This is a genomic window from Luteirhabdus pelagi, assembly GCF_016827595.1.
In the GTDB taxonomy this organism is placed as follows: Bacteria; Bacteroidota; Bacteroidia; order Flavobacteriales; family Flavobacteriaceae; genus Luteirhabdus; species Luteirhabdus pelagi.
Genome location: NZ_JAECMS010000001.1, coordinates 671274 through 686275, shown reverse-complemented (window position 1 = coordinate 686275; position 15002 = coordinate 671274). Strand labels below are relative to the sequence as shown.

Sequence of the window (15002 nt, the reverse complement as noted above, 5' to 3'; positions counted from 1 at the left end):
TGGAGGAGTCTATGAGTTGAGGAGTGGAGAAGATGGTATGATTTGAAAATTTGATGATTTGAAAATGGATGGTATTTCGTTAGTCGGTAGTCATTAGTCATTAGTCGATAGAAGCTGTAAGCGGTAGGCTATACGCTGTAAGCTTTATGCGATAGGCTTTTTTGGGCTTTTGGCCGTTAGCTGTTAGGAGTTAAGAATTAATAGTTAAAGGAAGATGTGAGAAGTGAACAAAGTTAAGGAGTCTATGAGTTGAGGAGTGGAGAAGATGGTACGATTTGAAAATTAGTAAATTTGAAAATTAGTCAATTAGACTCTATATTCAGTTCACGGTTCACGGCTCACGGTTCACGGCCTACCTGCAAAAAGAGAGCTAGCGCCCCAAAAACTAACCCTCTTTGATAAAAAAGAAATGTACATTGTGCCGTTGCGGGTAGGTGTCTATCCTACGTATACTACTGCCATGGCATTTCCGCTGGCGAGTTCGTATAGCGTTCCGTTTTGGTCTTGGTAGAACACGATACCCAGTGCCACGACATTGGACACGGTGGCGGGCAATGCACTGCCGATGCCGAGGTCGATGGATAGCGTGGTATCGCTTCCGACCATACCCTGTACCGATAGGTCGTTGCTATACACAGCACTCCCTAGTCCGTTAAGGGCATCGTCGGTTGGTTCGTACTGCGCTACGGCAGGCTCGTACTCGAAATTACTGATCAGGCCTGACGCCAGTACCAGCCGAAAGTGGGTTGCCCCTTGCGGTGCTTTTACAAAGCTTCCCGCATCAAAATCGGGAATGGTAAGGGTAACGGTATCACGATCGGCCGAAAGGGTTGGCGCGTCGTAGGGTGCAAAGAAACGTGACGATAGCACTTCCTTTGGGTTAAACGGAAACCCGTCCAATAAGGCGCCGTTGCTTGCAATATCGATACTGCGTGCGCCACGCGGTCCCGCGCCGTTTAGGTTGATGCGTTTCATCAGCCCAGTGAGGCGTGAGGCCAGGTAGCTATCGCCCATCAGTTGGGTTACGCTGGCAAAGGCTTCCCGCAGGGCCTTCCCGGCCTTTGCGGCGCCACCGAATTCCCGCATGTTCTCGCGGGTCCGTTGGTAGTTGCGGTCGGTTAGGATCCGTTGTTTGCTAACCTCGCTCTTGGTTTTCACTAAGGACACTCCGTCCTTTTTGTAGAAGGTTAGCCCACCCAGGGTACCTTCGAACCTTACAAAGTTTATTTGCTTGGCCATAATTTAAAGAATTTGCGATGCCAAAATTGGGGCATCTGGTTAAACATAATTATTGAAATCGCGCATTTCAATTCAAATTACAGCAGATAGCCAGTTGACTATCGGGAGGAGCATGGGATTGGTCTACGGGGGGGTAGAAGAATGCGGAATGCATGGTTCGGACCAAACGCAGTAGCTAAGGAAAATCAAAATTTCGAAATTTCCAAATAAAACTTTGAAAATCAGCGAAATGCAAAAAGGCATTACTACGTAATGGGGGCAAAAATTTTAACATTTTTGAGGCTTAAGATGTGACCCAAAAACGCGAAAAAATAGGTGATTTTTAACTTAAAAAGGATGTGAAAATGACCATTTTATATCGTTTGGAGGTAAAAAAGAGCCGAATATGATATTTTCTACAGTTGAAATTTAGGGGGTGATTACGGGAAGCCGTAATGTACATGCAATAGATCATCTTAACTTTCAAAATGATATAAAGCAATTTATAGTTTACGTGCTGAAAAGCGACAAATCAAAATTTACTATATTTGAAATACTCCCAATTAATTTCCTAGCCATAAGACCGTTGGATAATACCATTTATCCTAAACAGTTTTTATAGTTCCTACAAGCGCCAGATAGATAAAAGATTCCGTTTTGAATATTCTATCTTTGGAAGGACTCAAACAATAATTCATGGCCAAAAAGAAAATAGAAAAATCAAAATCCATCGAGGAAACCCTTTGGCAATCCTGCGATAAGCTACGAGGTTCGGTAGAACCATCTGAATATAAACACGTCGTCTTGGGATTGATATTCCTCAAATTCACAAGTGACAAATTTGAACAACGCAGAACGGAACTGATCGCGGAAGGGAAGGGAAAGTATGTGGAGATGAAGGATTTCTACAATATGAAAAATGTCTTCTTTCTCGAAGAAAAATCGCGTTGGTCCTACATTAGCAAAAATGCAAAACAAGATGACATCGCCATAAAAATTGATACAGCGCTTCACAATATCGAAAAAAACAACCCTTCCCTTAAAGGCGCCTTGCCCGACAACTATTTTTCTCGATTGGGCCTAGATAAATCCAAGCTTGCTTCCCTACTCGATAAGATTAATGAAATTGATACGCTAAAAGATGAAGGGCAGGATATCGTGGGAAGAGTCTATGAATATTTCCTATCAAAATTTGCGTTAAAGGAAGGAAAGGGAAAAGGTGAGTTCTACACCCCTAAAAGTATCGTAAACTTGATTGCCGAAATGATAGAACCTTACAAGGGTATCATTTACGACCCTGCCTGTGGCTCTGGAGGAATGTTTGTGCAGTCCATTAAATTTATTGAAGCGCACCATGGAAACAAAAAAGAGGTTTCTATCTATGGGCAGGAATATACAAATACCACCTATAAACTTGCCAAGATGAACTTGGCCATTCGGGGTATTGCCGCCAATTTGGGCGAAAAAGCTGCCGACACCTTTGCCCAGGACCAGCATAAGGATCTCAAAGCCGATTTCATCATGGCCAACCCACCCTTTAACCAAAAGGATTGGCGGGGGGCAGATGAGTTATTGGACGACCCTCGCTGGAAGGGCTACGAAGTGCCGCCAAAAAGCAATGCCAACTATGGGTGGATCTTAAACATGGTAAGCAAGCTTTCTGAAAATGGAGTAGCCGGATTTATTTTGGCCAATGGTGCCTTGTCTGGTGGAGGTGACGAATATAAGATCCGAAAAAAGCTGATAGAAAACGATCTGGTAGAAGCCATAGTTATTCTTCCAAGGAATATGTTTTATACCACGGATATTAGCGTGACGCTTTGGATATTGAACAAAAACAAAACAGCACGAACCCTCACCTTGCCCGATACCACTCGAAACTACCGCAACCGTGAAAAGGGACTTTTGTTTATGGACCTACGCCAAATTGGTGAACCATTTGAGAAAAAGTATATTCAATTGTCTAAAAAACAGATAAGCGATATTGTAAACACCTATCATGATTGGCAACAGGAAGGAAATAATTATCAGGATGTGCCTGAGTACTGCTACAGTGCCACATATGAAGAAGTAGCTAAAAAAGATTTTTCCCTGGTACCCAGCAAATATATTGAGTTTATAAACCATGATGAAAACATTGATTTCGATGAAAAAATGACAGCCTTACAAGCAGAAATGACCGATTTGCTACAGCAACAGAAAGCCTCTAAAAAAGATTTGTTGAATGTTTTTAAAGAACTAGGCTTTGAGATTGAACTATAAAAAATTGGGATCTTACATTCAAGAAGTCAATATTCGAAATACAGATTCAAGTATTAACCGGCTATTGGGAGTTAGTATTCAGAAGGTATTAATTCCATCGATAGCAAATACGATTGGAACGAATATGTCTAGATATAAGGTTGTTCGAAAAGGGCAATTCGCTTACGGACCTGTTACTTCTAGAAATGGAGATAAAATCTCGATTGCCTTATTGGAAGATTATGATAAGGCCATTATTTCACAATCGTATAAAGTGTTTGAGATTGTTGATGATATGCAATTACTTCCTGAATACTTAATGATGTGGTTCCGTAGACCGGAATTTGATAGATATGCCAGATTTATGAGTCATGGAAGTACTAGAGAAACTTTTGATTGGGATGAAATGTGCGAAGTAGAACTACCCGTCCCATCTATAGAAAGACAACAAGAAATCGTTAACGAATACAATACTGTTGCCAATCGTATCAGACTCAACGAAAAACTCAATCTAAAGCTAGAAGAAACCGCGCAAGCAATTTACAAACATTGGTTTGTTGATTTTGAGTTTCCTGTAGATTTATGTCAGTCTGAGCCTATCGAAGACCATACAATAGACTTCACCAAAGGCTACAAATCCTCTGGAGGTAAGATGGTATATAATGAAGAGCTGGATAAAGAGATTCCGGAGGGGTGGAATGCTGTAAGACTTGGTGATTTATGCTTTATGTCACAAGGGATACAAGTGGATACAGATTTACAGTTTGATTCAAATATAACTGGACAAATGAACAGGTTTGTAAGAATTATTGATTATACACCTAGAACTAATGAACCACCAAGATATGTGGACATAAATGATAAGAAGTATTTTGCTGACGAAACCGACATAGTGATGATAAGATATGGAGATGCAGGTACAGTGTGTAGAAGGATTGAAGGTATTATTGCAAACAATTTATTTAAGATTACAACCAATAAAATTATTTCAAAAAATTTTCTATACTATTTTTTAAATGATAAGGATATTCAAAAATTAATTAAGTCATCTGATTTAGCTGTCGCAATGCCCGCAATCACACATTCAACAATTAAAAATTTAGTATTGCCTTTGCCATCTGATTCGGAAAAATTAATAACCGATTTCGATACTATTAGTCAAAAAATAGAAAATGAAATTCTATTAAAGATTGAGGGAATTTCAAGTCTCAAATCTTTGATTAATCTTCTTCTTTCAAAAATGACAAGGGTTGAGGAGGAGAAAACGGAATCAATAATTTAAACTTATAAAATTATGGAAAGAGAATCAGTAAGGTCATCAAATATAGTGTCTGTGGGTTATGATGCCAATTCACAAACTTTAGAAATAGAATTTAAAGGTGGAACCGTTTATCAATATTACGATGTTCCTGAAAACGAATACGAAAATTTAATGAGCGCGTCTTCTCAGGGGGTATATTTTTCGACAAATATTAAAGAAAACTATAATTATCAAAAATTATAATTAAGGATTATGAGGATTATAACATTTGGAGTTAATAATTTCAGAGGTATATCAGGTGGAATTCAAAACAACACGATTGAATTTAAAGATTCAAATACCATTTTTCTTCTTGGTCAAAATAATGTTGGAAAATCTAGCTTTCTAATGGCATATGATTTTTTCTATAAAAATACATCACCAAAGCCAGAAGATATCTTTCGAATGGATCCTGAGAATATAATAGAATTTGAGATTGTTTTGCAATTAGATGATTTTGATTTCAAAAAAGAATCAATTAAGCAAAAAAGTGAGGGTTTAAAAAAATGGTTAAATGAAGACAATCTTCTTAAGATCCGCAAAGTACTTAAACCTAAAGGTGGAAAAAAAATAACATTTGAAAATACAGAGAACTATACTTGGGATTATAATGCGAAGAGTTGGGAAGCGAAGAATTATGGTGGAATTGGTTTAGATAATGTTTTTCGAGATGCTCTTCCAACACCAATTCTTATCAAGGCAATGCCATCAGAATCTGAAGTAGAAACTATAATAAATCAAGTATTAAAAAGTAAGGCTGAAATAAATTTTAAAGATAAAGAAAGAGAAGAGCTCAAAGCAGCTCAAGCTAAAATTCAAGAGCTTCAAGACAAATTATATAATCCAGAATCAATTAAAAAATACAAAGAGGAAGTTAATAAGCATTTTCAAGAGTTATTTCCTCAAACAAGTATTGAACTTGAGGAACAGGATAAAGTAAAATGGACAGAACATGCAATGGGGAAAAAATTTTCAATTCATTTTGAAAAGAAAAATCCTGAAGGTGAGAAAGATGAAAACATTCCAACAACGTACGATAAAATTGGGCACGGCGCTATTCGTTCCGCTATTTTTTCTTTATTACTAATGAAGGATATTGCAGAAGAGTTTCATAGGGAAGAAAATAGAAAAGACTATATAGTTTTGTTTGAAGAGCCTGAGCTTTTTCTGCATCCAAAGTTGATGAAACAATTAAGGTCTTTAATCTACAGAGTCAGTGAATCTAAATCACCGTATCAAATTATATGTGCATCTCATTCACCACAAATGATAGATATTACTAAAGAAAATTCGTCTCTGGTTAGAATGGTTAAAGGTAATGAGGGTACGAAATTTCACCAAATTAATGATGAGTTTTTGAAAAAATCAAAAAAGGTAAGAACTAAACAGGAATTGAAACAAGAAATGCACGAAGTACTGCGGTTTAATCCTTTTATATGTGAATCATTTTATGCAGATGAAGTAATATTGATAGAAGGCCCAACGGAAGAAATAATATTAAGAGGATATTTAACTGAAAAAAAACCTGAGAAAGAATTATTTGTAATAAACTGCGGTACAGTAAACAACATTCCATTTTATCAAAAAATATTTTCAAAATTTTTTATAAAATATCATATTATATGTGACACAGATAGTTCTGAATTTAAAGAAGATGTTAAGGATGAATTAGGCTTAACAATATTTTCTACTGGAATACAGAAATCAATCTACAAACAATATAAAAAAGATGTTTCTAAGAAGGGCTATTCAACAGGATTATTTCATTATCATGAGCCAACCTTTGAGCCAGCGCATCAGGTAGACGAAATTCCAGAGACTTTAAAGTATTCAAGTGATTATAATAATTCTGATGGAAAGCCATATAATGCAAACTTATATTGGAAAGATACTCTTTATCCAAATCTTGAAAATGATGAAATTTATAAGGTTCCAATATTGAATTTTTTAAATAATATTATAAATGCCGAGTAACTCTGCTAAGTGTTCAGCACTGTTTCAGAGTAGATAGAAGTATGGCTAATGGAAATTGTATATTGTTTCTTTAAACGCTACTCTATGTTAGCCCTTGTATTTTCCATAATATACAACAATTTTGGATGGTACATTCGATTCGATTCCGGTAGTAATCCGGCCCAGAGTGAAAGGCATTTTTTATAATATGGCAACAAAATCTTTTGAATATTATTTTTCTGATCGGGAACTGTTAAAGGTGCTTTGCCGAAAACGAGTCATATTTGCTAAGAAAGAACATGACAAAATATTTCATAAAAAGCTATTACTCAAAAAAGGTAAAACCACAATAGATGATTTTTATGAAATGTTTCCAAGTAGAAATAGCTGGTTAAGACTAACTAAGAAAGAAAGAAAAGGAAAAAGCGCGTTAGAAATAAATGCGATTCAGCTTGAAAGAACCATATTGCGGAAAACTAGAAAACTAAGATCTGTTCCTAAAGAAGCTTGGCATCAAAAACTTCAAGACTTTTTAACCGACTTAAAAACTAATGTAATAAAGGGAAATTATACTGTTCCTAAACCTTTAATAATTCGGCAACCTAAGGAGAAAAAGGATGGAATCTCGATATATAGACCAATTGCACATTTTGAATACAAGGATCGAATAATAATTAGTCAGTGCAATAAATATTTAACAGATTGTTTTGACCCTTTGTTTGAGGATTGCTCTTACGCTTTTCGGTCAATTAAGAAAAATGGAAAATCCTTTACGCACCATTTGGCGGTTGAAGATATTATAGACTATAAAAAAAAATATGGAAATATTGATCTATACGTTTCAGAGTGCGATATAAAGAAATTTTATGATTGTGTTAATCATGGAACAGCGAGACATATTTTTAAGAGCAGAATATATGAATGTGAATCAAAGGATATTAAAATAGATTCCAGGGCCCAAAATATTTTCTATTCTTATTTAGATAGCTATTCTTTCAATTTTGATGTTCAGGGTTTAAAAATGCCTCCCAAAAGTAAATTTGGATGGGTTAGCGAAGAAGAACTTCTAGAGGTGGGTTCAAACCCTGCTATTGATAAAATTGGAGTGCCTCAGGGTGGTGCTATTTCTTGCTTAATTGCTAATTTATTAATGCATGAAGTAGATAAGAAAGTTGTTAATGCAACAATTAAAAACGAACAATTTTATGCTCGCTTTTGTGATGATATGGTTTTAATTAACCCATCGAGGAAGGAGTGTCAAAAAATTTTAAGAATATATAGTGATGCATTAAAAGAAATAAAATTGCTTAGCCATCCTTTTACTGAAATAACTGAATATTCTAAAGATTTTTGGAAGTCAAAATCCAAGGCTCCCTATCTGTGGGCTAAAAATGATAGAACTCAAGATACAGTTGCAAATGTACCTTGGCTTTCCTTTGTAGGTTATCAATTGAAGTATGACCTAAAAATAAGAGTTAGAAGGTCTTCACTTAGGAAAGAGATAGAAAAACAAATCAGAGAAACAGGAATGGTTAATACTTTAATCCGAAAAAATCATAATTTTAGAATATCGGAAAAAGCGATTAAGTTCAGACTTATGCAAAGATTATTGTCCATGTCTGTTGGAAGACAAACTGTTTTTTACCCAAATAAAGAAGGTCAGATGTGTTGGACTGCTGGCTTTAAATTGCTGAAAGAATATAATCATATTAAATTTCAACCTCGATATTTAGATAAAAAAAGAGCGATGAATTTGGCTCGCTTAGATAAATCGCTGAGAAAAATGGATCGTGCCAACAGACCAGACAAGAATCGAAAAACGGCACAATTAAATAAAGAACCAAAATACTATGGTTCTCCATTTAGTTATTATTTTCAGTTTAAATAAATAATTATGTCCAACATTAAACTCAATCAAAAACTAAAACGGGTAGAAGTCCAACAATTTGAGCTGGACAACGACATCGTTTTTAACTATTTCGATAACCTGCCTGCCAAAGAACGTGATGATAAGCTATTTAAAGCGCTGTATATTGGTGTGTTGGCATTGATGGAAGACCGTATTTCTGCTTTTTTGGCCAAGACCACCAACGAATTAGGAACGGAGTTGGAAAGCCTAAAGATGATTTTTGAGATGAAAAAGGAACTGTTTTACAAAACCAGTGTAAAAGGTTCCCTGGCAGAAGACGAAGTAGCCGAAGCACTCAATATGTTTTTTAAAGAAAAGAGAATAAAGGATAAAGCCATTCTTACTGGTAATGCGGCGGGTGCTTTGCCCCGAAACAAAACAGGCGATATTGTTTGTGAGATAGCAGACAATAGCGACCTAAAAATCGTAATTGAATGTAAGTTTGATAAAAGTGCACGCCTTGGTGAGATTGAAGGCAAAGACATTTTTACCCGTAAAACCGATACCGCATGGAGCCAGTTAATAGAGGCAACGGCCAATAGAAATGCTAAGGTCGGTCTTATCGTTTTTGATATCTCCCTGGTAGATAATTCCATTTTAAAATTTACGGAAAATGTCGGCTATATTCCAGAAGTTGGTTTTATCGCCATAATCGATTCGCAAAAAGGCGATTACTCCAATTTAATGATTGCCTATATGTTGGCGCGGGATATCGCCCTAAATGCAACACAGGTAGATTTGGATAAGGATGTCTTGGCCATGCTCATTACGCGTATTGTAAAGGACATTAATGAAATAACAACCATCAAAAGCTTGGTTGAAAGAAACATAGACAACAACCGAGAGATTCTAAAGCAATTGGAAAAATCGATGTTGTTAATGGAATTCAACCAAAAATACCTCGCTCAGTTTTTAGAAACCGGTACGCTGACAAAAAAAGACATGCTCGATTTTTATATGGGAGAGGGAGTGAAGGATCGATTTAAGTTGATTGAGAAAGAGATAAACAAGCAATAACATGGCAAAACTAATTGAAGTAGAAGAGAGGGATTTAAATTACATTTTTGGGAAGCCAAAACCGTATAGTCTTGATGTTTATCAAAGAGATTATCGATGGGCGGATGACAAGGACTATAAGGTTGTAACACAGTTGCTCAAGGACATTGAGTTACGATTCGAAAATAACATGGCGAAGAATAAAAGAAATCAATCAGTAGAGTTGCCAAAAATTCTAAATGATGTCGAGAGTAATTTCAAGCCTTATTTTTTGAATACAATTATGCTCAATGAGCAATCAGGAAATATTTATATTGTTGACGGTCAGCAAAGACTTACAACGCTTTTACTCATTTTAATCAAGCTCTATCATATTGGAAATAACAAAGAGGGTATAATTCTTAATGTCAAGAAATTTATTGGAGATTTGATTTATGAAGAAGACATGGCTAGCATAAAACATTTTAAAATTTCCAATCAAGATCGTAATAAGATTATTGCAAAAATTTTTGAAAAAGAGGAAATAGAAAAAAGTGATATAGCCAATATAACTCAGCAAAATCTTGATAACAACTACGAGGTCATATCAAAATATTATGATGATTATTTTAATTCCGATGGTAGCTTTGAAATTGAAAAATACAACTATTATGTTTATAATCTTCTTCAAAAAGTCCTTATCATAGAGCAAGTTATTAAACACAAAGAAGATGTTGCAATGATTTTCGAAACGGCCAATGACCGAGGTAAAGAGTTGGATCCTCATGAAGTGCTTAAAGGAATGTTATTAGGTGTTCTGGATATAAAGGTTAAGGAGGAGTGTAATGCTATTTGGAATACTGCTCTGCAAACTTTCTTTGAAATCGATGGAACATATAAAAATGTTGATGATTTTTTTCGGACTTATTTTCGCGCTAAATATGCGGACAATGCCACACAGTATAACCGCTTTGCAAATAAGTATCACAGAAACTTACTTTCTAATGACAGAATCATTCAGGATTTAGATCGAAGTAATCCGGAGCAAATTTATTCATTTATTCAAAATGATTTTATTTACTACTACAAGTTGTATCTGAAGGTAAAAGGCTGGGCAACCGAGAATAAAAATATATTTTTAGCTTCAAATTATGCTAATGAACAGGGGCAGCAATATTTACTTTTATTATCTGCACTTTCCCTTAATGACGCCGAAGAAGATACAAAAATTGAAATGGTAGCGAAGAAATTTGATCAGTTTTACACAATTTCTCGATTAATAAACGCAGGCGATAATAACGATAGACAGAAATTATATTATGATTTATCAGTTGCAATCCGAAATAAACCACTTAATAAAATTTCTGAATGTTTTGATGGAATTACAGTGCCGTTCCTGAGAGAAAAAGGGTTTCCTATTAAGAATTTTAATGAAATATTTCAATATAAATACTTTAGTCGTGCAAGCCGCGACGGCCGCTTTACTAAGTATGTTTTTGGAAGGATAGATTGGTTTTTGGCCAACCTCTTAAGCGAACAATCGTTCGCAAAGGAATATTCACTTCACTTTATCACACACTCAGGAAACAAGCCTAAAAATGGTTTTCACCTTGAGCATATTTTCTCATGGAATGATGATATAATGGACCAATTTGTCGATGATGATGGCGCTTATGACGAGAAGTTGTTCATTGACGAAAGAGATCGATTAGGTGCATTGTTATTAATGAAGGGAAATGAAAATATTCGAACCAGCAATTGGAAATATCGTCGTAAGAAAAAATCTTACGCAAATAGTGGTTTTATTTGGAATCGAATCTTGACTGATTCAATCAATAAAGCTTCTTTAAATAGCTGTAAGAGTTTAATTAAAGAAAATTTTAAAAGTTACAAACCTGATGAAAATGGTTTGCTCGAAGTAAGTGCAATCGACGAGCGGCAAGAGCTTTTATTTGAACTAATAAAGGAAATTTATTCAAATTAATATTTCTTTTTACTATCCTTCAAACTTATGGCTAAATTCACCGAAGCAAAATTAGAGGAAGTATTTGCAAGATTATTGGGAGAAGAAGGTTATCCTCATGTTTTGGGTACTACCATCGATCGAAGTCCAGATGAGGTCATCATCGAGGATGATCTAATTCGCTTCTTATTACGTCAATATGGCCAAGAAGGGCTCACCCTAACCGAGGCAAAGGCGATTATACTACAATTAAAAACCTTACCCGCCTCAGATTTATATGAGTCCAACAAAACCGCCATGCAATGGCTATCCGACGGTTTCAGTTTTAAACGGGAGGACCGTAGTCAAAAGGATATTTGGATCTACCTCATAGATTTTTCGGAAGCCAATAACAACACCTATAAATTCGTCAATCAACTCGAGGTTGTAGGCACAGAAAAACGCATTCCGGATGGCATAATTTACATTAACGGATTACCGGTCGTGGTATTTGAGTTCAAAACTGCTATTCAAGAAAATTGTACCATTCACAACGCCTATGTTCAGTTAACCACACGTTATAAAAGAGATATCCCCGAGCTTTTTAAATTCAATGCTTTTTGTGTCATTAGTGATGGGGTAAACAACAAGGCAGGCTCTTTTTTCGCACCCTATGAGTTTTTTTATGCATGGAGAAGGATTTCAGGTTTGACCAAAGATGTAGATGGTATTGATAGTATGTTTACACTTATTCAAGGCATGTTTCACCAAAACCGACTTCGGGATATAATTCAAAATTTTATCTACATCCCCGATACGTCAAAAAAAGATGAAAAAATCGTCTGCCGCTACCCTCAGTATTATGCTGCAAGAGCATTATACGATAGTATAAAAAAGGCACAGAAACCTGAAGGTGACGGGAAGGGAGGAACGTATTTTGGTGCCACGGGAAGTGGAAAAAGCTATACCATGCTTTTTCTGACACGATTGCTGATGAAAAGCGAACATTTCGAGAACCCAACCATTGTGCTAATCACTGATCGGACCGATTTGGACGATCAGCTTTCAGGGCAGTTCACTAATGCGAAAAACTATATTGGCGATAATACTATAACAAGTGTCGAAAGCAGAGCCGAACTTAGGGAATTGTTACAAGGTAGAGCAAGTGGAGGGGTGTTTTTAACGACTATCCATAAGTTTACGGAAGATATAGAGCTTCTGACAGAGCGAACGAATGTTATTTGTATTTCCGACGAAGCACATAGAAGTCAAACCAACTTGGACCAAAAGGTTCGGGTTACCGAAAAAGGAGTACGAAAATCCTATGGATTTGCTAAATACCTTCATGACTCTTTGCCTAATGCTACTTATGTTGGATTTACAGGAACACCAATTGATGCGACGCTAGATGTATTTGGGAAGGTGGTAGATGCTTATACGATGACAGAATCGGTTAAGGATGAAATTACGGTTAGGATTGTTTATGAAGGTCGTGCTGCCAAGATTGCACTACAGAATAGTGAATTACAAAAAATAGAAGAATATTACCAAGCGGCAGAAGAAGCTGGTGCCAATGAATATCAGGTAGAGCAAAGCAAAAAACAATCTGCTAATATGAATGCCATCTTAGGCGACCCCGATAGACTCAAGGAACTTGCTGAGGATTTTGTTACGCACTATGAAAATCGCGTTGCTGAAGGAGCTACGGTTAAGGGGAAAGCTATGTTTGTTAGTAGTTCTCGTGAAATAGCATACGAATTCTATAAAAATGTAATTGCATTGCGGCCAGAATGGACGGAAGTGAGAGTTGCTGAAGAAGGCGCTGTCCTAACAGATAGGGAAAAGCGGATGATCAAGCCTATGGAGCGTATTAAAATGATTATGACCCGTGGCAAGGATGATCCAAAAGAAATGTACGAGTTATTAGGTACTAAGGAGTACAGAAAAGAACTGGATAGGCAATTCAAGAATGCAAAGTCCAATTTTAAAATTGCCATTGTTGTCGATATGTGGTTAACTGGTTTTGATGTTCCATTTTTGGATAGTATCTATATCGATAAGCCGATTCGACAGCATAACTTAATACAAACCATATCACGGGTAAACCGAAAATTTGAAGGGAAGAACAAGGGGTTGGTTGTAGATTATATCGGCATCAAAAAACAAATGAATTTAGCACTGAAGGAATATTCTGAGGGCGATAAAGATAATTTTGAGGATATTCAGCAATCCTTGGTTGTTGTTAGAAACCATTTGGATGTATTGTCTAAACTCATGCATACGTTTGACAATTCCAAATATTTTAATGGTTCACCACTCGAACAGTTAAATACTCTTAATATGGCTGCTGAATTTGTACAGCGAACCAAAGAAACGGAAACTAGGTTTATGGGGTTGGTAAAGCGACTTAAAGCTGCCTATGACATATGCGCAGGTAGCGAAGAGTTAACGCAGAAAGAAAGGGATTATACGCATTTTTATCTAGCAGTTAGATCGATAGTTTTTAAGTTGACAAAAGGTGATGCACCAGATACGGCTCAAATGAATGCCAAGGTAAGGGAGATGATTAAGGATGCACTGCAGAGTGATGGTATTGCAGAAATCTTCAAAATGGGTGAGGAAACGGAGAAAGAACAAGACATTTTTGATGAAGACTATTTGGCAAAAATTGAAAAAATTAAGCTTCCAAATACCAAAATTAAATTATTGCAACAGCTATTGGCTCGTGCCATAGGTGAAATGAAGAAAGTGAATAAGGTGAAGGGTGTCGACTTCTCCAGAAAAATGGAATCCTTAGTGAAAAAATATAATCAACGGGATGAAAATGATATTTTACGAAGTGAAGTTTATGAGGAAATGGCTGAACAGCTAACGGATTTGATTTGGCAAATCCAACAAGAATTTACCTCGGGCGATAAATTAGGAATCGATTTTGAGGAAAAAGCATTCTATGACATCTTAAAGGAGCTCTGCAAAAAATATGAATTCCATTACCCAGAAGATAAACTAATAGAGTTAGCAAAAGAAGTGAAAAGCTTAGTGAATACCCAAGCCAAGTTTCCAGACTGGAACAAACGAGAGGATATTAAGGCTTCTTTGAAAGTTGGGCTTATCCTACTATTGGATAAACATGGATATCCTCCTGTAGAAAGGGATGAAGTTTATCAGGAAATTTTCGATCAAGCAGAGAACTTTAAAAGAAATGTTGGATAATTTAGTGTACTGAGAAGTATCCTACCACATATGAATAATATTTTTTCCGCTATCCTGCATTCATTTACATTAAGAAAATTATTGCTGTTTAGTTTTGTGCCAACGACAGGTAGCGCCAAACACCTACAACGTGGGCAGTACATTAATTTTCATGGTATGAACGATAATAATTCACAAACACAAGCCGATTTAGACAATCATTCCAATCAGTTGAATCCTAATAACGATGAGTATTGGCATTCTAGGGAAGA

9 protein-coding genes are annotated in these 15002 nt (G+C 36.1%); 8 read left to right on the top strand and 1 reads right to left on the bottom strand.

Annotation, left to right across the window (positions count from 1 at the left end):
* Window positions 1–438: 438 nt before the first annotated feature.
* The gene (locus I4Q58_RS03125; protein WP_203293604.1) at window positions 439–1239 is read right to left on the bottom strand and encodes a hypothetical protein; all 801 of its coding nucleotides are present in this window, start codon (window positions 1237–1239) and stop codon (window positions 439–441) included.
* 675 nt (window positions 1240–1914) lie between these two features.
* Here I4Q58_RS03125 and I4Q58_RS03120 point away from each other — a divergent pair.
* From I4Q58_RS03120 to I4Q58_RS03085, 8 genes are all read left to right on the top strand, one after another.
* Window positions 1915–3480 (top strand): type I restriction-modification system subunit M, encoded by a 1566-nt coding sequence (locus tag I4Q58_RS03120; protein ID WP_203293602.1) that lies wholly within the window; start codon window positions 1915–1917, stop codon window positions 3478–3480.
* Between the two features lie 124 nt (window positions 3481–3604).
* Entirely contained in the window at window positions 3605–4741 is a 1137-nt protein-coding gene (locus I4Q58_RS03115; RefSeq protein ID WP_203293600.1) for a restriction endonuclease subunit S, read from the top strand.
* Between the two features lie 12 nt (window positions 4742–4753).
* Window positions 4754–4963, top strand: a complete 210-nt coding sequence (locus I4Q58_RS03110) for a KTSC domain-containing protein (protein WP_203293598.1) — start codon at window positions 4754–4756, stop codon at window positions 4961–4963.
* Window positions 4964–4972: 9 nt separating this feature from the next.
* Complete coding sequence (locus I4Q58_RS03105; RefSeq protein WP_203293596.1) at window positions 4973–6733, top strand: ATP-dependent nuclease; 1761 nt, start codon at window positions 4973–4975, stop codon at window positions 6731–6733.
* A gap of 187 nt (window positions 6734–6920) precedes the next feature.
* Window positions 6921–8600, top strand: a complete 1680-nt coding sequence (locus I4Q58_RS03100) for a reverse transcriptase domain-containing protein (protein ID WP_203293594.1) — start codon at window positions 6921–6923, stop codon at window positions 8598–8600.
* Between the two features lie 6 nt (window positions 8601–8606).
* Window positions 8607–9638 carry a hypothetical protein gene (locus I4Q58_RS03095; RefSeq protein ID WP_203293592.1) on the top strand — a complete coding sequence of 344 codons (1032 nt, stop codon included), beginning with the start codon at window positions 8607–8609 and terminating at the stop codon, window positions 9636–9638.
* Between the two features lies 1 nt (window position 9639).
* Window positions 9640–11580, top strand: coding sequence for a DUF262 domain-containing protein (locus I4Q58_RS03090; RefSeq protein ID WP_203293589.1), 1941 nt, complete (start codon window positions 9640–9642; stop codon window positions 11578–11580).
* 27 nt (window positions 11581–11607) lie between these two features.
* Entirely contained in the window at window positions 11608–14751 is a 3144-nt protein-coding gene (locus I4Q58_RS03085) for a type I restriction endonuclease subunit R (RefSeq protein ID WP_203293587.1), read from the top strand.
* Window positions 14752–15002: the final 251 nt, after the last annotated feature.